This is a genomic window from Flavobacterium sp. OHVDL-2026-0007 (genome assembly GCF_059882335.1).
Window position 1 is genome coordinate 125,215 of sequence record NZ_CM187612.1, and the last position, 21,999, is coordinate 147,213.

Below are 21,999 nucleotides of genomic sequence, written 5' to 3' on the forward strand. Positions count from 1 at the left end.
TGATAATTGTCATATTTTAATCCCTACTAACGAATTAATTTTGGTCACATAAATATAAGGTATGAGTGTGATTTATCTATTAATTACGGTGAGCATTTTCGTGGCCATCGGATTCTTTATTGCTTTTATTATCGCGGTCAGATCTGGACAATACGACGATGATTATACTCCCTCAGTGAGAATGCTTTTCGATGACGAAACCAAAATTACTCCCCAAAACAAGAAGACACCAACCCAAGAAAAACAAGTATAATTATGGAAATGGAACAGTTTTATTACGACAACAAAATTGTAAAAAAATTCATTTACGCCACCATCCTTTTCGGGGTAGTGGGTATGTTAGTGGGGCTAACCCTAGCGGTTATGTACCTTTTTCCCAATCTGACAGATGGGATCTCTTGGCTTAGTTACGGTCGATTGCGACCTTTGCATACTAATGCCGTTATTTTTGCCTTTGTAGGAAATGCATTTTTTGCCGGTATGTATTATTCCCTGCAGCGTTTACTAAAAGCCAGAATGTATAGTGATTTTTTAAGTAAACTGCATTTTTGGGGTTGGCAACTTATCATTGTCGCCGCTGCAATTACTTTACCGTTAGGCTATAGTTCGTCAAAAGAATATGCGGAGCTGGAATGGCCTATCGATATTGCCATTGCAGTGATCTGGGTAGTGATGGGGATCAACATGATCGGTACGATGTTGCGTCGTAGGGAACGACATTTATATGTAGCCATCTGGTTCTATTTGGCCACTTTTGTAACCGTTGCGGTTTTGCATATTTTTAATAATATCGAATTACCTGTTTCGGCCTTAAAGAGCTATTCCGTGTATGCTGGAGTACAAGATGCTTTAGTGCAGTGGTGGTATGGACATAATGCAGTGGCCTTCTTCTTAACGACTCCCTTTTTAGGTTTGATGTATTACTTTGTACCTAAGGTTGCCAATCGTCCTGTGTACTCATATCGTTTGTCTATTATTCACTTTTGGTCTTTAATTTTTATTTACATCTGGGCTGGGCCACACCATTTATTGTATTCTGCTTTGCCTAATTGGGCTCAAAATTTAGGTGTTGCTTTTTCGATCATGTTAATCGCTCCTTCTTGGGGAGGTATGATCAATGGATTGTTGACCCTAAGAGGCGCTTGGGATAAAGTGCGAGAAGAACCAGTATTGAAATTTTTTGTTGTGGCCATTACGGGTTATGGTATGGCTACTTTTGAAGGTCCAATGCTTTCGTTGAAAAATGTTAATGCTATTGCGCATTATACGGATTGGATTATTGCCCACGTGCACGTAGGGGCTTTAGCCTGGAATGGATTTATGTCCTTTGGTATCATTTATTGGTTGATTCCTCGAATGACCAAAAGTAGCTTGTTCTCTAAAAAATTAGCCAATTGGCATTTTTGGATTGGTACTTTAGGGATTATCTTATATACGGTGCCGATGTATGTGGCGGGCTTTTTACAAGCCTCTATGTGGAAACAATTTAATCCAGATGGTACCTTGACTTATGGGAATTTTTTAGAAACAGTTACCCAAATTATGCCTATGTATTGGATGAGAGCCATTGGAGGTACTCTGTACTTAATAGGGATGCTGATTTTGGTTTACAATATCATTATGACCATAAGAGTAGGCGCGCCTATTGAAGATGAATTAGCCCAGGCTCCAGCTTTACAACGCATTAGTAAGAGTAGAATGGGGGGAGAAAAATTCCATAGTTGGTTGGAAAGAAAACCCATACAGTTGACCATTTTAGCTACAATTGCTATTTTAATTGGAGGGATTATTCAAATTGTACCTACCCTTATGGTCAAATCGAACATCCCAACCATTTCAAGCGTAAAACCCTATTCCCCTTTAGAACTTGAAGGACGTGATTTATACATTCGTGAGGGCTGTGTAGGCTGTCATTCACAATCGGTGCGCCCTTTTAGAAGTGAAGTAGAGCGTTATGGACCACAATCCAAGGCAGGAGAATATGTATACGATCATCCTTTTCTTTGGGGATCAAAACGAACTGGTCCTGATTTATTAAGAGTAGGTGGCAAGTACAACGATAATTGGCATTTTAATCATTTCTGGAATCCACAAAGCACTTCCGCAGGTTCGATCATGCCAGGCTATAAATGGTTGTTTGACAATACAGCAATGGATATTTCCTTAACGCAAAAGAAAATGAAAGCAATGGTTACCCTTGGCGTTCCTTATACGGACCAGGAAGTAGCAAATGCTCAAAAAATGCTTAGAACACAAGCTATGGCTATTGAGAAAAGCCTTTCGAACGATCCTGATTTTGTAAAAAGTTATGAGGATAGTAAGCAAAAAGCCGCCGCAAAAGGGGAGCCATTTGTTCCGATGCACCAAAGAGAAATTGTGGCCTTGATTGCGTATATACAAAGATTAGGAACTGATATCAAAGTAAAAGAAACCGCTAAATAACACCAATATGTTTGAACAAATAAAACACAATATGGAAACCATAGCCGGCATCGAGATTTATCCGATACTGTCGTTGTTAATCTTCTTTTTCTTTTTTATAGGTCTAGGCTTTTGGGTGTTTTCTTATAAAAATGAAAAAATTAAAGAGTTGAGTGAGATTCCTTTAGACCAAGGATTTAGTGTAACTTCAAAAGATAAATAAAATGGAAAAAGTATTTCCAGTGTACCTAAGAGTACCCGTAATTTTCTTCACTGTTTTTGGTCTGATTGAATATGGTATCGATTCAGGTGATCGACCTGCTTTTGTCAAGTTCCCAATGGTGTCCTTATTCTTGCTCGTATTTCTTTTTATTTTGATTGCCATTGAGATTACGATCTCAGCGATAAATCGCATTACGTATCAATTGATGACTGCCGAGGAAAAAGCCCAATTGGAATATGAAAATAGTTTGAGTTTAAAAGAAAAAACCTGGTATAAAAACCTAGTACAAAGACTCACTAAAACACAACCTATTGAAAAAGAAGGGGAACTGCTTATGGATCACGATTACGATGGTATTAAAGAATTAGATAATAATTTGCCTCCTTGGTGGGTATATCTCTTTTATATCTGTGTGATTTTTGGAGTAGTTTATGTAGCTCGATATGAGGTATTCGGTGGAGATGATCAAGAAATGGAATTGAAAAAAGAGATGGCTCAAGCCAAAATTGAGGTGGAGGAATATCTTAAAACGGCTCCAGATTTAATGGATGAGAAATCGGTGGTTTTGTTGACCGATGCGCCAAGTTTGGAGGCTGGTAAGGAAATTTACATGACCAATTGCGCTGCTTGTCATAGGGCAGATGCAGGAGGTCAAATTGGTCCAAACTTGACCGATGATCATTGGATTTTAGGGGGCGGAATTAAAAAAGTATTCCATACCATCACCTATGGAGGACGAGATGGTAAGGGAATGGTTTCTTGGAAAACCAACGGTTTAAAACCAAAAGAAATTCAAAAAGTAGCCAGTTATATTTTGTCCTTGCAAGGGAGTAATCCAAAAGATGCCAAAGCGCCAGAAGGTGAGATTTGGGTAGATGAGGCCGCTCAAAAAGAAGTGAGCGCAAGCCAAGCAAATGATAGTACCGTAGTTAAAAAATAGAAATAAAAATCATGTCAAATTTACCAGACGAAACATTTAGAGATACCATTGGAACGATCGACCAAGGGGGGAAACGCAAGTTTATTTTTCCAAAGAAACCGTCTGGTAAGTTCTATGCGTATAGAAAAATAGTGAGTTATGTTTTGTTAGTGATCTTAATTGCTAATCCATTTATTAAAGTAAACGGCAATCCATTTATGATGTTTAATGTACTTGAGCGTCGTTTTGTACTTTTTGGGATGCCATTTTGGCCTCAGGATTTTTATCTTTTTGTCATCTCGATGCTCGTGGGTATTGTGTTCATTATTTTGTTTACGGTCGTCTTTGGAAGAATTTTTTGTGGATGGATTTGTCCACAAACTATTTTTTTAGAAATGGTCTTTCGTCGGATTGAATATTGGATTGATGGTGATCGTGGGGCGCAGTTGCGATTGTCGAAACAGGAATGGAATGCGGATAAAATTAGAAAAAGGGTGCTTAAATGGAGTCTCTTTTTCTTGATTTCTTTTGGAATAGCCAACGTTTTTCTAGCGTATTTGGTGGGTAGTGACACTCTTTTTTTGATGATAGAGGAAGGACCGGTGGCACAGACTAGTAATTTTATAGCCTTGCTTATTTTTACCAGTGTGTTTTATTTTGTTTTTGTTTGGTTTCGGGAGCAAGTATGTATTATTGCTTGTCCTTATGGCAGATTGCAAGGGGTTCTTTTGGATGCTAAATCCATCAATGTAGCTTATGATTTTGTTCGAGGAGAAAAAGAAATAGGCCGCGCTAAATTTAATAAAAGAGAAGACAGAGTAACCAGTGGTAAAGGGGATTGTATTGATTGTCATCAATGTGTTCAGGTATGTCCAATGGGTATTGATATTAGAAATGGAACCCAGTTGGAATGCACCAATTGCACAGCCTGCATTGATCAATGTGATGCCATTATGCAAACCGTGGGTTTGCCGAAAGGTTTGATTAGGTATGCATCGGAAGAAGAGATTGAGAAAAAAGCGCCTTTTAAATTTACAGCAAGAATGAAAGCGTATAGCGCCGTTTTGTTGATTTTATTGAGCGTTTTTATAGGAATGCTTTTTTTGAGAACAGCAGTTGAAACTACTATTTTGCGTTTACCAGGACAACTTTTTGAGCACAAGGGCAATACCATTAGCAATGTATACACCTATAAGATTGTTAATAAAACAACGAAAGACTATAGTGATATTCATTTTGAATTAGTGGATCCAAAGGGTGTTCTTAAAAAGGTCGGAAGTCAACATTTTAAAGTGGAAAGAGAAGGAATGTCACAAGGAACTTTATTTATTGAAATGGATGAAGCTCTTTTAGAGAGTGATAAAACTAAAGTTAAAATAGGGGTGTACAATGGCAAAGAGCTGCTTGAAACCACTACCACTAATTTTCTAGGACCACGAAGTTTTAATTAAAAAAGAATAATATGAAAATCAATTGGGGAACGGGGATAGTCATGGCCTTTGGCTTGTTTATGACTTTTATTTTATATTTTGTTTTTGAAGTGCAATCCAATAGTAAGTACGACAACGATTTGGTTGTGGAGGAATATTACAAACATGATTCGCATTTCCAAGACGAAATGAGTCGGATTCAAAACGCTCATGATTTAAAAGAAAAACCCTTGATTAGCTATACGGATCAAGGAGTGGAAATTGTTTTTCCCAGCGCATTAGACCGTACTAAAGTTATGGGAAATGTATTGTTGTACCGTCCATCTAATAAGAAATTTGATTTTACTACCCCTCTTACTTTGGCAAATTCATCCTCGTTGCTTATTGCGAAAAATAAACTGATAAAAGGGCGTTGGGATGTGCAAATGGAATGGCAGTATGAGGGATTGAAATACTTATCGAAAGAGGTTATTTATGTCAAGTAATAACGATATGATCTATTTTGGGATGTGATTTTTAAAGGGGTAAATAAGAATAGGTGACGAACTTGTAAAAATCTCTTTTGTTGGCATAAATTCCTTTTCGAAAATCAAAGTCACAGAGGGATCGTCTTATTGAAAAAAAAACAAAATGTTATATTCTGCTTTCATATTCGGATTAATCAGTAGTTTTCATTGCATAGGTATGTGTGGGCCGATAGCCATGATGTTGCCTGTAGATTATACGAATCAAGTCAAAAGAGCCACACAGCTTTTAACCTATCATTTGGGAAGATTAATGGCTTATGCTACGATTGGCTTAATTTTCGGATGCTTAGGGAAAGGCTTTTTTCTGGCAGGACTGCAACAGAAAATGTCTGTATTTGTTGGGATAGCCATGATTTTGGTAGTTTTGATTCCTGAAAAACTATTCTCTAGATGCAATTTTTCAAAACCAGTTTATCGACTCATTTCTAAAATAAAAACAAGCTTAGGAAGTCATTTTAAGAACAAAAGCTACCACTCACTTTTTATTATTGGGTTGCTAAATGGTTTTTTGCCTTGTGCCATGGTTTATGTCGCTTTATTTGGTGCCATTGCGATGCAAAGTGCCAGTTTTGGCATTTTATATATGATTTTATTTGGGCTAGGAACAATTCCTTTAATGACCATGGTAGTGTATTTGAATGCGATGATCAGACTACCTTTTAAAACAAAAATTCAAAAGTGGATTCCGTATGTAGCGGTCGTTATAGGTTGTTTGTTTATTCTAAGAGGCTTAGGTTTAGGAATTCCTTACATTTCCCCCTCAAATATGAGTTTGTTTGTGCAAGAAACTCCTAATTGCCATTAGATAGTCATTGAAAATAGTGGTGTTTGAGGGGCCTTTCTTTTTAAACGCAAATCAAAGGCCATGCAGATATTGCGGACAAATGGTCTTCCAGCTGGGGTAATTTTAAGGCTGTTTTTTTCGATGCATATTAGATGATCATTTTCCATTTCTTTTAAATCCGATACGACATGGGGAAGTTCCTCAAAATTGAGGGCTTCATTGGACCAAGAAGTTTCAAATTCACAAGTTAAATTTAAAATATGTCTGCGGATAATTAAATCTTCGTCCTGTAAATGATGGCCTTTAGCGATCGGTAATTTATCCCATTCTAACAATTGGTAATAATCTTCTAAATTTTTGGTGTTTTGAGCAAAACTATACCAACTATCACTAATGGAGGAAACTCCTAAACCAATTAAGAGTTGTGTTTTTGAAGCACTGTAGCCCATAAAACTTCTGTGTAGCTCGTTCTTTTGTGCTGCTTGGTATAAGCTATCGGTATCTAAAGCAAAATGGTCCATACCAATTTCGTGGTAGCCATTCTTGGAGAGTAATTGTTTCCCTATTTCGTAGAGTTTTCTTTTTTCTACGTCTTTGGGTAAGTTTTCTTCGTTGAATCCACGTTGCCCATTTCCTTTTATCCAAGGGACATGTGCGTAACTATAAAAGGCTAGACGGTCTGGCTTTAAGGAATTTGTTTTTTCAATGGTATCGACTATATGCTCAATGGTTTGGAAAGGCAATCCAAATATGATATCATGACCTATGGAAGTATAGCCAATTTGTTTGGCCCAAAGAGTTACTTTGGCAACATTATGAAAGGGTTGGATGCGATGAATGGCTTTTTGCACTTTATGAGCATAATCTTGAACGCCAAAACTTACACGACGAAAGCCTAAATCATATAGTTTTTGAAGTTGCTCATAAGTGGTATTATTGGGATGTCCCTCAAAACTAAATTCGAAGTTTTCAGCTTTACTAGCAAAACAAAACAGACCGTTTATAAGACTCTCTAGGTTGTTTTTGGAAAAAAAGGTGGGAGTGCCTCCTCCGAGATGTATTTCTTTTATCCTTGGTCGGTCCGCTAGTAGTTGACAGTACAATCGCCATTCTTTTAAAAGCGCTTGGATGTAGGTTTCTTCAACTGTATGGTTTTTGGTGATGCGTTTGTTACAGCCACAGAAAGTACACATGCTTTCGCAAAAGGGTAAATGAATGTAGAGGCTTATCCCGTTTTGCGAATTGCTTTGGGAGAATGATTTTTGAAAAGATTCGATCCATTTTTGTTCGGTAAAAAGGGTATCGTCCCAATAGGGCACCGTTGGGTAGCTGGTGTATCGTGGACCTGGAACATTGTATTTTTGAGTCAGTGAAATTTTCATATAAAGCACATTTAGTATGGCTCAAAAATAGGAGCAAAGGCGTGGATTTAAAATGATAAATGTCATGTTGAGTACAAAAAAAAGAGGCTCAAAAATGAGCCTCTTAATTGAATTGAATAACTAACACTAAATAGAATCTTGAATGATTTTAAGCCATTTTTTCGCAAACAAATGATCTTGATAAGCACTTATTTGTTTAATACGATCATCATCGAAATCGTAAAAAGGTATGGTGATTTTGTTGGATGAAGCTCTTTCTTGAAATTCAAAATCAATTTTTAGTATACTATCTGAATGAGATTCAGTAGTCAAAATCAATTTGCAGGACGAAACTGTCTTTAGGTCTACAAAGGATACTTCTTGTTGATTAGGATTGAAATTCATTAGAATAAATTGCCTGTGTTTTTGATCTATAGTAAGCGTTTTGTTGCTTTGAGATTCTGTTAGGTCAAAATATTCAGGATTCGTTGGATTGAATTTCTTTTTTAGACTTAAAATTTTTGATTTGTTTGCTGCAGAAGTTCTTGCTGAAAAATATACCGGTACGGCTACTATGATCGCAATCACAATGCCAATTATAGTTACACTTGTATCCATAGTTTTTTTTAAAATTTGATAAATTAATGAAATTATAAACTCTTTCCAAAAATGGAAATAGTTCAAGTACTGTTGAAGAAAAGAATTCTTCGGACTAAATTTTCATTGATTTAACTACCAGAAATTATGGAAGGGGTAGAGCAACAATAATACTTTTTTGCTCTGAGCGTGGAATTGATTGGCAAAGTTTGATGTAGATCGGGCTTCTTGATTCGAAGGAACTACCAATAATAAAGTATCAAACCATTTAACTATGCTAGGATGGTTTGTTTTAATACTTGCCGTTAATTGATAAATTTCTTGAGGTTGTATAAAAGCCGATGAAAGGGTATTCTCTACAGAAAAAGTGGGATCCGTTTTTGGATTTTCGATTTTTTGCACATCCAACTGATTCGCTTGACAAGCAAAAAAGGTGATGATCAAAAATGATACAAAAATAAAGGTCTTACGAATCCAATTCATGGTGGCGAATTTAATCCATAAAAGACAATTAAAGAAATTTTAAAGAATTTTTTAACTTTAAAAGTAAAGTTATTATTTTATCCTCAACATTTTACTGTTCGAGTTGAGGATAAAATAAGGTTATTGCTGCATTTTGAAATAATAATCTGCCGTATGTTTTCCGCCTCCATAAATTAGGAAAAAGATACTAACTAATAAGACGACTATGGCCAAAATTAGACTTTCAGAGTGCATATGTCCCATGAAATTAATAAGAATTGCACCAAATAGTATCGGAAGTTGTGCTGCAATTGCCCAACGGGTGAGTAGCCCAAAAACAATCATAATACCTCCAATCATGTGGGCAGGCGCGATATAATGCAAAAGAAACATGCCGCCTCCAAATTTGTCAATTGGTGAAATTAAATCATGTAAATACTGCGCATTCGTTACAAATGAAACTCCTTTCATAAATAGAAAAACACCCAATACAATACGTACTAAATCTACTGGTAAATAAGTGTGCGAATTGGCCCATTTATTTAAATTTTTTACATTTTCCATGATACTACTTGATTAAAAATAATATACTAAGTTACTAAATTTTCATTAGATATTTATTTTTAAACCGTTGGAAATAAGTTTTTTACTGTTTGTTTAACTAATTTTAGTTGTTCCCAATACCTTATACTTGTATAACGCCTAAATTAAATGGTTTTTGAATGGGTGCGTGGTTTGCGGCTTCGATCCCCATAGAAATCCAAGTACGCGTGTCTAAAGGATCAATAATGGCATCTGTCCATAATCTGGAAGCGGCATAATAAGGTGAAGTTTGTTCGTCATAACGCGCTTTAATTTTATCGAATAGTTCGGCTTCCTTCTCCTGATCAACGATTTCTCCTTTAGCTTTTAGTGAAGAAGCTTCAATTTGAGCCAAAACTTTTGCAGCTTGTGTTCCACCCATTACGGCTAATTCTGCACTTGGCCAAGCAAAAATTAATCTTGGATCATAGGCTTTTCCACACATCGCATAATTTCCTGCTCCATAAGAATTCCCAACGATTACGGTAAATTTAGGAACCACTGAATTACTCACAGCGTTAACCATTTTAGCACCATCTTTGATGATACCGCCATGTTCGGACTTGGATCCGACCATAAAGCCCGTTACGTCCTGCACAAATACTAAGGGAATTTTCTTTTGATTGCAGTTGGCTATAAAGCGAGTGGCTTTGTCTGCACTATCGGAGTAAATTACCCCTCCAAATTGCATTTCTCCTTTGGTTGTTTTGACTACTTTGCGCTGATTGGCCACAATACCTACCGCCCAACCATCGATACGAGCATAACCGGTAATGATCGTTTTACCGTATCCTTCTTTATAGGCTTCAAACTCAGAATTATCAACCAAACGATGAATGATTTCCATCATGTCGTATTGCTCATTTCTGGCTTTTGGAAGAATTCCGTAGATATCTTTGGGGTCTAAAGTGGGCTGTTCGGCTTTGATGCGGCTAAAGCCTGCTTTGTCGTAATCGCCTATTTTGTCCACAATATTTTTTATTTTGTCTAATGCATCAGCATCATCTTTTGCTTTGTAATCCGTCACACCTGAAATTTCACAATGGGTGGTCGCGCCACCTAAAGTTTCATTGTCTATGGTTTCACCGATAGCCGCTTTTACCAAATAACTTCCGGCCAGGAAAATACTTCCTGTTTTTTCTACAATTAATGCTTCATCACTCATAATGGGTAAATAGGCTCCACCAGCTACGCAGCTACCCATTACGGCAGAGATTTGGGTGATTCCCATGCTGCTCATTTGGGCGTTGTTTCTGAAAATACGACCAAAGTGTTCTTTATCTGGGAAAATTTCGTCTTGGAGCGGTAAGAACACCCCAGCGCTATCGACTAAATAGATGATGGGAATTCTGTTTTCCATTGCGATTTCTTGTGCGCGCAGGTTCTTTTTAGCGGTAATGGGAAACCAAGCACCTGCTTTTACAGTTGCATCATTGGCAACCACTATACATTGTTTGCCTTTAATATATCCTATTTTTACAATCACTCCACCTGAAGGACAGCCTCCGTGTTCGGCATACATACCCTCCCCAACAAAGGCCCCAATTTCAATACTTTTAGCATTTTCATCCAATAAATAATCAATGCGTTCGCGGGCGGTCATTTTGCCCTCAGCATGTAATTTTTTTATGCGTTTTTCGCCTCCACCTAGTTTTACTTTGGAAAATTTCTGTTTTAGGTCGGAAAGTAACAGTTTATTGTGATCTTCGTTTTTATTGAAGTTTAAATCCATAAGATAGTAGTGTTTTTTCAAAATAGTGTTGGCTAATTTACGAAATCAATTGAAACCCACATCAAAAAAAAGCATGCACTAAAATAAAAAAAGAGCTAGGGAGACTTTAATTCTAAAGTATTTTCTGTGTACAAAGAAGAAGAAGTAGTACATCATGGTTTTACTGTTGCGCAGACCGAGTATTAGAAACTGTTGTAAACAAAAAAAAACAGAAGCAAGCTTCTGTTTTTAGGATCTATTTTGTACTAAATTATTTTTTTGAATCGCCAACCATTCTCTTTAAAAGGGCCCATTGTTTGAGGGCGTCACGTGCTTCGACTGCTGGATATCCTAACATTGTTTTTCCTGCAGGAACATCACCTGTTACACCTGAACCGGCTCCAATAATAGCACCATCACCAATAGAGGTATGGTCTTTTATCGAGGCACTGCCACCAATAATGACACCATTTCCTAAGGTTACAGAACCAGCTAGTCCACTGTTTCCGGCCATAATACAAAACTTACCTAGTTTGCTATTGTGTCCAATCTGTACTAAATTATCAATTTTACAGCCGTCTCCAAGTACAGTCGAGCTAAATTTCCCACGGTCCACGCAAGTATTGGCGCCGATTTCGACTCCATTACCAATAATAACATTTCCGATTTGGGGAATTTTAACTAAACCTTTTTCTTTACAAGGACGGAATCCGAAACCATCTGCACCAATGGTAGCATTAGGGTGGATAATACAATCGTTACCAATATGACAACGTTCACGAACCACCGTTCCAGACCAGATAATCGTATTTTTACCAATAGTACATTCATCTAAAATGGTGACATTAGGATAAATGGTAGTGTATGAACCAATCTTTACGTTGGGTCCAATATAACAACCTGCGCCAATACGGGCACCATCTTCGATTATGGCCGTTTCGTCTACTGTTGCTGTTTTGTGGATGTTTGTGTGAAATATGGGAGTAGGTGGGGCAAAGAGTGCTAAAATTTGAGACATGGCTAGATCTGCATTCTTTACTTTAATAAAGGCGCGATTCTCACCAGGCTCTATAGAAATATCTTCATTAACCACTGCTACAGAAGCATTTGAAGAGGACCAAAATTTTTCGTATTTTTTATTGCCTATAAATGAAATTTCTGAAGTTGTCGCTTTTTCTAATTGTTCTGTTGCTGTTATGTTTTGCGAAGTACTGCCGTAAATTACGCCATTGATAACTTCATTAATTTCTTGAATGGAATAGGATTTCATTGAAATGAATTTAATTGCTTGAGGGGTTATTTCTAGCCAAATAAAATCAATTAGATTTAAATTACCTAATATTTTTTAGAGGTTTTGCAAAGACTGCTAGCTCTAATGGTTTAAAAGTTGTAAAATTAACATAAAAAGTATTAATTTATTGCTGTTTTTCTAAATTGCGAAACTTTCTTAAGTACTGATTATGAAGGTTGTTTTGAAATGTAGATCGTGGTATTTTTAACTGGATTTTACCTGGAGAATAGGTGTCAGTTTGTTGATTATCACGATAATGACTTTGGTTGGAAAGATGAAATTAAAAGGAGTAAGCCTTGAATTTACTGCAAGTTAGATAAGGAAATAAGAAAAAAATATTTAAAGGATCTATTTTTTTGGTGGATTCAGCTGTGGATTTTGTGCTGCTCTTTTTTAGAGAAGTTTGCGGCAAAAGGAGGAAAAGAAGTAGAGACCGTTTGATGTAATTTGACTGGTTTTGTTGATTTTTTTTCGGCAGTCAAAATATTAGTAAGAGAACTTTTAGGGATAATAGAGAGGCTAGCTGTTTTTTTTTGGGAATTGGCCGAAAGTGTATGGCCTTTTTTTGGTGTAAATTGAAGTGTCAGTGGTGGTCTAATTTCTTCTGAACATAGAGCGGATTGGAGATGTTGTAAAAAGATCCCGGCTCCGTTCTATGCATAGAAGATACTATTGTTATTCTTTGATTTTGGTTAAGGATATGGCGTTGATGCAGTAACGCAAGCCACTTGGTTCGGGTCCGTCTGGAAAAACATGACCTAAATGAGCATCGCAACTATTGCAAACCACTTCTACGCGAATCATCCCGTATGATTTGTCCGCATTGTAGGCGATGGCATTTTCTTGAATGGGTTGAGTGAAAGAAGGCCAACCTGTTCCTGACTCGAACTTTTCTCTGGCATCAAAAAGTAAGGTGTTGCAGCACTTACAAGCATAAATCCCAGGTTCAAATAAACTACAGAGTTCGGAGCTAAAGGATCTTTCGGTACCTTTTAGACGCGTTACCTGATATTCATCAGCTGTTAGAAGTTGTTTCCATTCTTCTGCTGTTTTTTCTACTTTTTTGTCCGGAGTTGGATTGCCTTTCATTGAAAAATGAAGGATGTCTGCCCATTTAATCATAACCAATAGCTTTAGTTTAATTTAGTTTTCAATAGTAGCCTCTATTTTCAGTCTGGGTTTTTTGTAAAACGAAGACTGAAAATGAGAGTCTAAAAATGTTATTCTTCTTCTTTTTGGCCCATCATCATTAAAAAGGCTTTTAGGAAAGGGTCAATGTTTCCGTTCATCACGCCATCTACATCACTGGTTTCGTATCCGGTACGAACGTCTTTTACTAATTTATAAGGTTGCATCACATAATTGCGTATTTGCGAACCCCATTCAATTTTCATTTTTCCAGCTTCAATATCGGCACGCTGGGCTTGTTGTTTCTTTAACTCAATTTCGTATAATTGAGAACGTAACATTTGCATAGCACGCTGTCTATTGTCTTGTTGCGATCGTGTTTCAGAACATTGAATCTGAATTCCAGTTGGTTTGTGAACCAATTGAACTTTTGTTTCTACCTTATTTACATTTTGTCCTCCAGCTCCACTAGAGCGAGAAGTGGTAATTTCGATATCAGCAGGATTGATGTCAATTTCGATACTGTCATCCACAAGGGGGTATACATAAACAGAGGCAAATGAGGTATGACGTTTGGCATTACTGTCAAAAGGTGAAATTCGAACCAGACGATGCACGCCGTTTTCTCCTTTTAAATAGCCAAAAGAATAATCGCCTTCAAACTCTAAGGTAACGGTTTTAATACCTGCAACCTCACCAGCTTGAAAGTTTAACTCTTTTATTTTAAAGCCGTAACTCTCCCCCCACATCATGTACATACGCATTAGCATACCTGCCCAATCACAACTTTCAGTTCCACCAGCACCAGCGGTGATCTGTACTACAGCGCTTAAGCTATCCCCTTCGTCAGAGAGCATATTTTTGAACTCGATGTTTTCAATATGCGCTTGCGTGGTATGATAGTGCTCGTCCAATTCTTCTGCAGAAAGTTCTCCTTCTTTATAAAAATCGTAGGCTAGTTGTAACTCATCAGTAAGCTCGATGGCTTTGTTGTAATCTTCGATCCATTTTTTCTTGTTTCGCAGATTTTTTACAATGATTTCGGCCTCTTTAGGATTGTTCCAAAAGTCGGGTGCAAAGGTTTTTTCTTCCTCGTTAGCAATTTCGATTAGTTTGGCATCAACGTCAAAGATACCTCCTCAACGCACCAAGGCGCTCCACAATACCTTTTATTTGTTCGGTAGTTGTCATAAATTAATAATAGTTTTATATGTTTTTTGTAAATATTACGTTAATTTGGTTCTAAGGTTATATACAAGTTAAAATTTATTAAAACTTGCTCAGAATAACTATTTGTAATACGTAATTTTGTTGTACAAAAATAAGATATAGTTTTTAGAATATGGAAATAAATTTAATTAGCGATACCATTACCAAACCCACCTATGAAATGCTACAATATATGTTTAATGCCCAAGTGGGTGATGACGTATACAAGCAAGATCCAACAGTTATTGAGTTAGAAACGAGAGTGGCTGAATTTTTTGGTATGGAAGCGGGACTTTTTTTTCCGTCGGGAACTATGGCTAACCAAACGGCTATCAAATTGCATACGCAACCTGGTGAGCAATTAATTGCCGACAAGTATGCACACGTTTATCATTATGAAGGAGGTGGGGTTTCTTTTAATAGTGGGGTTTCTTGCTGTTTGATCGATGGGAATAGAGGAATGATAACTGCTAGTCAAGTAGCTGCCGCCATTAATAATCCAGAGTTCTACCATAGTCCGCTAACGAGTTTGGTTTGTGTGGAAAACACAACCAATAAAGGAGGGGGAGCTTGTTATGAATTAGAAGATCTAAAAGAAATAAAGAAAGTTTGCGATGCTAATAATTTGAAATTTCATTTAGATGGAGCTCGAATTTGGAATGCATTGGTAGCGAAAAGACAAAATCCGAAAGAATTTGGTGCTATTTTCGATACAATTTCAGTTTGTTTGTCAAAAGGATTAGGGGCGCCAATCGGTTCTATTTTGCTTGGAAGTGAAGTAGATATCCGTAGAGCGTTGAGAATCAGAAAGATATTGGGTGGAGGGATGCGTCAAGTTGGCTATTTGGCCGCTGCAGGTTTGTACGCCTTGGCTAATAATATCGAAAGATTGGCTGAAGATCATCGCAGAGCCAAAGAAATTGCGCTAATGTTGAGTAAAAAGCCATGGATAGCCTCGATAGAGCCTGTAGAAACTAATATTTTGATTTTCTCACTAGCTGAAAATTATAGTGATCAACTCTTGATTGAAAAATTAAAACAAAAAAATATCCTAATCAGTTCAATGGGACCTAATAAATTGCGTATCGTAACGCATTTGGATTACAAAGAAGTCATGCACACCTATGTATTGGAGACGCTTTCTAAGTTTTAAAGGTTGAAAAAAGACAAGGTTCAGAGTCTTAAAATTCAAAGGTTCAAAGTTTTTGCCATAAGCGTAAACTTTGAACCTTTTTAGTATTCTTTAAGTGGACTATTTGAACAAGTCGTCCATTCCTGGAATCATTGGCATATCCATTTTGGCAACAGCGTCCAATTCTCTTTCGTTCACGTTTGTTGCTTTTTCGATTGCTTTATTTAGGGTTACAATTAAGTAATCTTCTAGTTGTTCTTTGTCCTCTAATAATGCATCGTCAATCGAAATTGAGGTTACTTTTCTATTAGCTGTTAATGTCACTTTCAATAACCCATCAGCGCTTTGTTCGTCAATTAGAACGGTATCTAAGCGCTTTTTTGTATCTTCAATTTTTTGTTGGGTTTCTTTAAGTTTGCCCATCATTCCCATTAAATCCATTTTGTTGATTTTTAAATTATTTCATACAAAATTAGTGTATTGCTGTAGTATAACAATACAATATTTTATGAAAAAATTAATTCTCTTCTGTTGTGTTTGTGTTATTTTTGCTGCTTCTTATATAAAAATTAATGCTCAATCAATGCAAAACGATATCATTGCTCCACAAGCGAAAATAATTCCGAAATCATTAAAAAAACATAAAGAAACCCGAATTGATAACTACTTTTGGTTGAACGACCGCGAAAACCCTGAGGTTATTGATTATCTGAATCAAGAAAATGCCTATTATGAAAGCATGACTGCTCATACTAAAGGACTTCAAGAATCTTTATTTCAAGAAATGAAGGGCAGGATAAAAGAGGATGATTCGTCGGTTCCTTATTTTTATAATGGGTACTTTTATATAACGCGTTTTGAAACAGGGCAAGATTATCCCATTTTCGCCAGAAAAAAAGGAAGTCTTACAGCAGATGAGGAAGTTTTATTCAACTGTAACGAGATGGCTGTCGGGCATGCCTATTTTAAACTAGGAGGTTTAAGTGTAAGTCCGGATAATAAGTTTGCTAGTTTTGGAGTGGATATAGTAGGGAGGAGAATTTATACCATTCAAATAAAAAATCTGGAAACAGGAGAGATACTGTCGGATAAAATTGAGAATGCTACTGGAGGCTCAGTTTGGGCAAATGATAATCATACTATTTTTTATACCAGACAAGACGAGGTTACGCTAAGAGCAGACAAAGTTTTTAGGCATAAATTGAATACAGAGACTACTGCTGATGTTTTGGTTTTTAATGAAACGGACGATACTTTTAATGTTTCGATCAGTAAAGAAAAATCAAGAAAATATATTGTTATCGGTTCAGGAAGTACCTTAACAACAGAATATAGAATTTTGAATTCGGATACTCCAGACGGGGAGTTTGTAGTGTTTCAGCCTCGTGTTCGTGGCTTGGAATACAGTATTTCCCATTTTGAAGATTCGTTTTATATCTTAACCAATAAAGATAAAGCAACTAATTTTAAGTTGATGAAAACCCCTGAGAATAAAACAGGGAAAAGAAATTGGGTAGATGTTATTGCACATAGAGAAGAGGTTTTGTTAGAGGATATAGAGATCTTTAAAAATTATTTGGTTGTGGAAGAACGCTCAAATGGTTTGAATCATATTCGAATCATGCCTTGGAATGAGGAGCCAGATTATTATTTGCCTTTTGGAAGTGAGACCTATAGTGCTTATACCACCACTAATATTGATTTTGATACGGATGTTTTACGCTATAGCTATCAATCCCTTGCAACTCCTTCGTCGGTGATTGATTTTAATATGAAAACTAAAGCCAAAGAAGTCTTAAAAGAGCAACAGGTTTTAGGGGGGAAATTTGATAAAAATAATTATACGGAAGAACGTGTTTGGGCTACGGCTACCGACGGAACTAAAGTGCCGATTTCGATGATTTATCGCAAAGGCTTGCAGAAAAACGGTAAAAATCCACTGTTACTTTACGCATATGGTTCTTATGGAATTACTATGGATGCTTATTTTTCATCCACTAGGCTCTCGCTGTTAGATCGCGGATTTGTTTACGCAATCGCCCATATACGAGGGGGTGAGGACTTAGGAAGGCAATGGTATGAGGATGGAAAACTGTTAAAAAAGAAAAATACCTTTACAGATTTCATTGATTGCTCTAAATTTGTCATCAATGAAAAATATACTTCCCCGGAACATTTGTATGCAGAAGGTGGATCCGCAGGAGGACTTTTGATGGGCGTTATTGTAAATGAAGCTCCACAATTGTATAACGGAGTTATTGCTCAGGTGGCTTTTGTGGATGTGATTACAACAATGCTTGATGATAGTATTCCGTTGACCACTGGAGAGTATGACGAATGGGGAAATCCAAATAATAAAAAATATTACGATTATATGTTGTCCTACTCACCCTATGACAATGTAAAAGCTCAAAATTATCCAAATATGTATGTGTCTACAGGATTGCACGATTCTCAGGTACAGTATTGGGAGCCAGCTAAATGGGTAGCCAAGTTAAGGAATATGAAGACAGATCAGAATCTTTTGTTTTTAGATACTAACATGGATGCAGGACATGGTGGCGCCTCTGGACGCTTTGAGGCTTTAAAAGACTTAGCAAAAGAATTTAGTTTTTTATTAGATTTAGAAAAAATTAAAAGCTAATTAGAAAATTTTTGTTAAATTTGCAACCTATCGAGGTTATTTTAAAATGCCTTTGATTAACTATTTTTTTATGAAAGAAGAAATAAATGCTTATAATAATGTTTTAGAATTAATAGGTAACACCCCACTTATTAAGCTAAATAAAATCACCGAAGAGTTAGAGGGAAATTTCTACGCAAAGGTAGAAGCTTTTAATCCGGGTCATTCCTCAAAAGATAGAATAGCGTTATATATTATTGAAGAGGCGGAGAAAAAAGGAATATTATCTCCAGGGGATACCATCATCGAAACTACATCTGGTAATACAGGTTTTAGTTTGGCAATGGTCAGCATTATAAAAGGCTACAATTGTATATTGGCTGTAAGTTCAAAATCATCGAAAGATAAAATTGACATGCTGAGGAGCTTAGGAGCAAAAGTATATGTTTGTCCTGCTCATGTTTCTGCAGATGATGAAAGATCATACTATAATGTCGCTAAACGTCTGCACGAAGAAACGAAAGGGTCGGTTTATATCAATCAATATTTTAATCAATTAAATGTTGATGCGCATTATAACAGTACAGGTCCTGAAATTTGGGAACAAACTAAAGGACAAATTACGCACCTTGTCGCGTGTAGCGGAACTGGAGGGACAATCTCTGGAACAGCAAAATTCTTAAAAGAGCAAAATCCAAATATTAGAATTCTAGGTGTGGATGCTTTTGGATCTGTATTGAAAAAATACCACGAAACAAAAGAATTTGATAGTAAAGAAATTTATCCATACCGTATTGAAGGTTTAGGTAAAAATTTGATTCCATCAGCTACAGACTTCGATATTATCGATAAATTCATGAAAGTAACCGATGAAGAGAGTGCTCATTCTGCTAGAGAGGTTACTCGTAAAGAAGGTTTATTCGTAGGATATACATCGGGTGCTGTAATGCAAGCAATTAAGCAGTATGCGGAAGAAGGTGAGTTTACTAAAGAGAGTAATGTGATTGCTATTTTTCCTGATCATGGTTCTCGTTATATGAGTAAAGTATTTAGCGATGATTGGATGAATGAACAAGGATTTTTTGATAGTATCAATGAAGAAGAAGTTCAAAAAATTGAATTTGTAAAATAAGTAGAAATACTTTTCAGTTATAAGTAACTCCAGGCAATTTTGTCTGGAGTTTTTTTTTCTTTTTTAAGAGGGTTCAACTAAACTGTTTAAACATTCAAAACTGTTTTATTGAAATCGCATATATTGTTAGTTTGTGTGTAAAAAAACGTAGTTATACGTAGGAATTTTTTATTTTGGTTGTGATATGTTTAGTTTTTTAAGAATAATATAGAATCCATACAGCTGTTTTTTTTCGTTTAGAATGATGATTTTGGTTATTTAAACGATTATTTAGGTAAGTTGACGGGAATATTTTTACTCACTAGCATAATAATATAGTTTAGTAGTGTTAAAATAACGCCTTGTTTTTTTAGTGCCCGCTAAACCTACCATTATGAAAAGAATACTACTCACATTACTGTTTGTAAGTTATTGGCTTGTTAATGCTCAAAAGCCTATTCAGGAGTTTACCTTCGACGGATCCTTAAATAATACCCAGAACACCACTTCCTTCATGGGTACAAATAATTTTGTTAATGATCGAATGGGGAATTCCAAGTCGGCTCAACGACTCTCTAATAAGGCAATGGAGGCTGTTATGGCTAATCTTCCTCAAGAGAATAAGGCAAGATCCGTGTCTATTTGGGTTAAATTTAATGCTATTGCTTCACCAAATTATATTTGGGGATATGGAACTGCATACAATGCACAATATTTTGGTTTATTGCAACAGGGGACGAGTTCGTCAAAATCAGACTTAAGTCTTGCTAGTTGGGGCGCTTCTAATGATGTAATTGTTATGACTCCCTTAGCCAAAGAAACCTGGTATAACTATACTGTAACGTTTGATGGAACTGTTTCTAAAATGTATCGCAACGGAGAATTATTAAAAGCTGTAGACGGAATTAAGCGCTTTACCAAAGGGAATATTTTTAGATTGGGTGAAGTAAACACCACTGTTGGTATTGATGCTGATGTGGATGATCTAAAAATATATGATGTTGCTTTGACAGAGCAGCAAGTTAAGGAACTCTATCAAAGTTCAAAATCGATCAATAGCATTGCCGTAGCACCTATACAAGTTGCTGTAACGGATCAATCAGTGAAAAAAGGCGTAACTGCTTCTCAGGGGAAAGCCATGTCTTCAGATGGCGGAAATGAAATCCGTTCAGGAAAAAAAGTTGAGGTATTTTCTCAAGGTCAAAAAATAACGACTGATGTGTCTAGTATTGGTGATTTGCCAGCCGGGACGTACTTATTGAAAATAACAGCTGCCTCGTCAAAAACAACGGCGACAAACTAAGACGATATTCTGGTTCAATATAAATTGTTGTTTTTTTTGCTTTAGTATAAATTATTTCGTTAGAATAATTTTAAGCCTTCTTAAATCTAATTTGAGAAGGCTTTTTTAGTGTACTGCCAGTTCGATTTGTGGTTAGCTGATAACGCTAAGAACCACAAATAAAACGACCAAAACAATAACCGCGTATCGAGTGTATTTTGATGTTCTCATAAAATGCTTTTTTAAATTTAATTGTAATAGGTGATAGACAAATATAAGAGTTTATTTGAATTGGCCTCAATGGAGATGCTTTTTTAAGATGCTTTATAAAAAAAAAGCCCTGAAAAAATCCAGAGCTTTGATCTATAAAAAAAGAGAATGTTATTCCTCTTTCATGGTATGATAAACGTTCATCACGTCATCGTCTTCTTCGATTTTTTCGATTAATTTCTCAACATCAGCTATTTGAGCTTCGGTAAGTTCTTTGGTGATTTGTGGAATACGTTCAAAACCAGAAGATAAGATTTCTAGTCCTCTATTTTCTAATTCTTTTTGTATGGCTCCAAAGCTTCCAAAAGGGGCATAGATTAAGATTCCGTCTTCATCTTCAAAAACTTCTTCTGCACCAAAATCAATTAATTCAAGTTCTAATTCTTCAGGATCAAGATTCCCTTTAGCAATTCTAAAATTACAGGTATGGTCAAACATGAACTCAACAGAACCTTGCGTTCCCATTGTTCCGTTGCATTTGTTGAAATAGCTACGGATATTGGCTACAGTTCTATTATTGTTATCAGAGGCAGTTTCAATCAAAATTGCAATTCCGTGAGGAGCATATCCTTCAAACAAAATTTCTTTATAGTTGGCAGTATCTTTATTACTTGCATTTTTTATAGCGCGCTCCACATTGTCCTTAGGCATGTTGGCCGCTTTTGCATTTTGTATAACGGCTCTTAGTCTAGAGTTGGCATCTGGGTTAGGACCACCTTCTTTAACGGCCATAACGATATCTTTACCAATTCGGGTAAATGTTTTAGCCATTGCTGACCAACGTTTCATTTTTCTTCCTTTTCTAAATTCGAACGCTCTTCCCATTACTAATTTTTTATTTTGAGATGCAAAAATACGGTTATTCCTTATTTTTGCAAAATCAAATTCTATTCTTTTTTAAATTAAGTTGTAGTACTTGTTGCTGTGACTGTTTAA

The 21,999-nt window shown here is 36.3% G+C and carries 21 protein-coding genes; 11 read left to right on the forward strand and 10 right to left on the reverse strand.

Annotation, left to right across the window (positions count from 1 at the left end; translation table 11 throughout):
* The first annotated feature begins 61 nt into the window (after positions 1–61).
* The 7 genes from ccoS to AC51AA_RS00610 all read left to right on the forward strand — a co-directional run bounded on the left by ccoS (position 62) and on the right by AC51AA_RS00610 (position 6,325).
* Positions 62–253, forward strand: a complete 192-nt coding sequence (gene ccoS, locus AC51AA_RS00580; protein ID WP_500703800.1) for a cbb3-type cytochrome oxidase assembly protein CcoS — start codon at positions 62–64, stop codon at positions 251–253.
* A gap of 2 nt (positions 254–255) precedes the next feature.
* Complete coding sequence (gene ccoN / locus AC51AA_RS00585) at positions 256–2,442, forward strand: cytochrome-c oxidase, cbb3-type subunit I (protein WP_500703801.1); 2,187 nt, start codon at positions 256–258, stop codon at positions 2,440–2,442.
* A gap of 7 nt (positions 2,443–2,449) precedes the next feature.
* Complete coding sequence (locus AC51AA_RS00590; protein ID WP_500703802.1) at positions 2,450–2,644, forward strand: CcoQ/FixQ family Cbb3-type cytochrome c oxidase assembly chaperone; 195 nt, start codon at positions 2,450–2,452, stop codon at positions 2,642–2,644.
* A gap of 1 nt (position 2,645) precedes the next feature.
* Positions 2,646–3,584, forward strand: coding sequence for a cbb3-type cytochrome c oxidase N-terminal domain-containing protein (locus tag AC51AA_RS00595; RefSeq protein WP_500703803.1), 939 nt, complete (start codon positions 2,646–2,648; stop codon positions 3,582–3,584).
* An 11-nt stretch (positions 3,585–3,595) separates the two neighbouring features.
* Positions 3,596–5,014, forward strand: coding sequence for a cytochrome c oxidase accessory protein CcoG (gene ccoG, locus AC51AA_RS00600; protein WP_500703804.1), 1,419 nt, complete (start codon positions 3,596–3,598; stop codon positions 5,012–5,014).
* Positions 5,015–5,025: 11 nt separating this feature from the next.
* The gene (locus AC51AA_RS00605) at positions 5,026–5,478 is read left to right on the forward strand and encodes a FixH family protein (RefSeq protein WP_500703805.1); all 453 of its coding nucleotides are present in this window, start codon (positions 5,026–5,028) and stop codon (positions 5,476–5,478) included.
* Between the two features lie 145 nt (positions 5,479–5,623).
* Positions 5,624–6,325 carry a sulfite exporter TauE/SafE family protein gene (locus AC51AA_RS00610; RefSeq protein WP_500703806.1) on the forward strand — a complete coding sequence of 234 codons (702 nt, stop codon included), beginning with the start codon at positions 5,624–5,626 and terminating at the stop codon, positions 6,323–6,325.
* Here AC51AA_RS00610 and hemN read toward each other — a convergent pair.
* The 8 genes from hemN to prfB all read right to left on the reverse strand — a co-directional run bounded on the left by hemN (position 6,322) and on the right by prfB (position 14,627).
* Positions 6,322–7,686 carry an oxygen-independent coproporphyrinogen III oxidase gene (gene hemN / locus AC51AA_RS00615; RefSeq protein ID WP_500703807.1) on the reverse strand — a complete coding sequence of 455 codons (1,365 nt, stop codon included), beginning with the start codon at positions 7,684–7,686 and terminating at the stop codon, positions 6,322–6,324. The genes AC51AA_RS00610 and hemN overlap by 4 nt on opposite strands.
* A 126-nt stretch (positions 7,687–7,812) precedes the next feature.
* On the reverse strand, positions 7,813–8,283 hold the full coding sequence (locus tag AC51AA_RS00620) for a hypothetical protein (protein WP_500703808.1): 471 nt from the start codon (positions 8,281–8,283) through the stop codon (positions 7,813–7,815).
* Between the two features lie 114 nt (positions 8,284–8,397).
* Complete coding sequence (locus tag AC51AA_RS00625; RefSeq protein WP_500703809.1) at positions 8,398–8,745, reverse strand: hypothetical protein; 348 nt, start codon at positions 8,743–8,745, stop codon at positions 8,398–8,400.
* Between the two features lie 120 nt (positions 8,746–8,865).
* On the reverse strand, positions 8,866–9,288 hold the full coding sequence (locus AC51AA_RS00630; protein WP_500703810.1) for a DoxX family protein: 423 nt from the start codon (positions 9,286–9,288) through the stop codon (positions 8,866–8,868).
* Between the two features lie 121 nt (positions 9,289–9,409).
* Positions 9,410–11,038 (reverse strand): acyl-CoA carboxylase subunit beta, encoded by a 1,629-nt coding sequence (locus AC51AA_RS00635; protein ID WP_500703811.1) that lies wholly within the window; start codon positions 11,036–11,038, stop codon positions 9,410–9,412.
* A gap of 250 nt (positions 11,039–11,288) precedes the next feature.
* Entirely contained in the window at positions 11,289–12,287 is a 999-nt protein-coding gene (lpxD, locus tag AC51AA_RS00640) for a UDP-3-O-(3-hydroxymyristoyl)glucosamine N-acyltransferase (protein ID WP_500703812.1), read from the reverse strand.
* A gap of 696 nt (positions 12,288–12,983) precedes the next feature.
* The gene (gene msrB, locus AC51AA_RS00645; RefSeq protein ID WP_500703813.1) at positions 12,984–13,430 is read right to left on the reverse strand and encodes a peptide-methionine (R)-S-oxide reductase MsrB; all 447 of its coding nucleotides are present in this window, start codon (positions 13,428–13,430) and stop codon (positions 12,984–12,986) included.
* 98 nt (positions 13,431–13,528) lie between these two features.
* Positions 13,529–14,627, reverse strand: a protein-coding gene (prfB, locus tag AC51AA_RS00650; protein ID WP_500703814.1) for a peptide chain release factor 2 whose coding sequence is annotated in 2 segments (ribosomal slippage) — positions 13,529–14,563 and positions 14,565–14,627 — 1,098 coding nt in all. Because the reading frame shifts where the segments join, the coding sequence is not laid out codon by codon here.
* Positions 14,628–14,778: 151 nt separating this feature from the next.
* On the opposite strand from prfB, the gene AC51AA_RS00655 reads away from it, so the two are divergent.
* The gene (locus AC51AA_RS00655) at positions 14,779–15,798 is read left to right on the forward strand and encodes a threonine aldolase family protein (protein ID WP_500703815.1); all 1,020 of its coding nucleotides are present in this window, start codon (positions 14,779–14,781) and stop codon (positions 15,796–15,798) included.
* A gap of 99 nt (positions 15,799–15,897) precedes the next feature.
* On the opposite strand, the gene AC51AA_RS00660 is transcribed toward AC51AA_RS00655, so the two are convergent.
* Positions 15,898–16,218, reverse strand: a complete 321-nt coding sequence (locus tag AC51AA_RS00660; protein ID WP_500703816.1) for a YbaB/EbfC family nucleoid-associated protein — start codon at positions 16,216–16,218, stop codon at positions 15,898–15,900.
* A gap of 67 nt (positions 16,219–16,285) precedes the next feature.
* Between AC51AA_RS00660 and AC51AA_RS00665 the strand changes: the two genes are divergently transcribed.
* From AC51AA_RS00665 to AC51AA_RS00675, 3 genes are all read left to right on the forward strand, one after another.
* Positions 16,286–18,421, forward strand: coding sequence for a S9 family peptidase (locus AC51AA_RS00665; RefSeq protein ID WP_500703817.1), 2,136 nt, complete (start codon positions 16,286–16,288; stop codon positions 18,419–18,421).
* Between the two features lie 70 nt (positions 18,422–18,491).
* On the forward strand, positions 18,492–19,532 hold the full coding sequence (gene capA / locus AC51AA_RS00670) for a cysteate synthase (protein WP_500703818.1): 1,041 nt from the start codon (positions 18,492–18,494) through the stop codon (positions 19,530–19,532).
* Positions 19,533–19,905: 373 nt separating this feature from the next.
* On the forward strand, positions 19,906–20,814 hold the full coding sequence (locus AC51AA_RS00675) for a LamG domain-containing protein (protein ID WP_500703819.1): 909 nt from the start codon (positions 19,906–19,908) through the stop codon (positions 20,812–20,814).
* 360 nt (positions 20,815–21,174) lie between these two features.
* On the opposite strand, the gene AC51AA_RS00680 is transcribed toward AC51AA_RS00675, so the two are convergent.
* Positions 21,175–21,888, reverse strand: coding sequence for a YebC/PmpR family DNA-binding transcriptional regulator (locus AC51AA_RS00680; RefSeq protein ID WP_500703820.1), 714 nt, complete (start codon positions 21,886–21,888; stop codon positions 21,175–21,177).
* Positions 21,889–21,999: the final 111 nt, after the last annotated feature.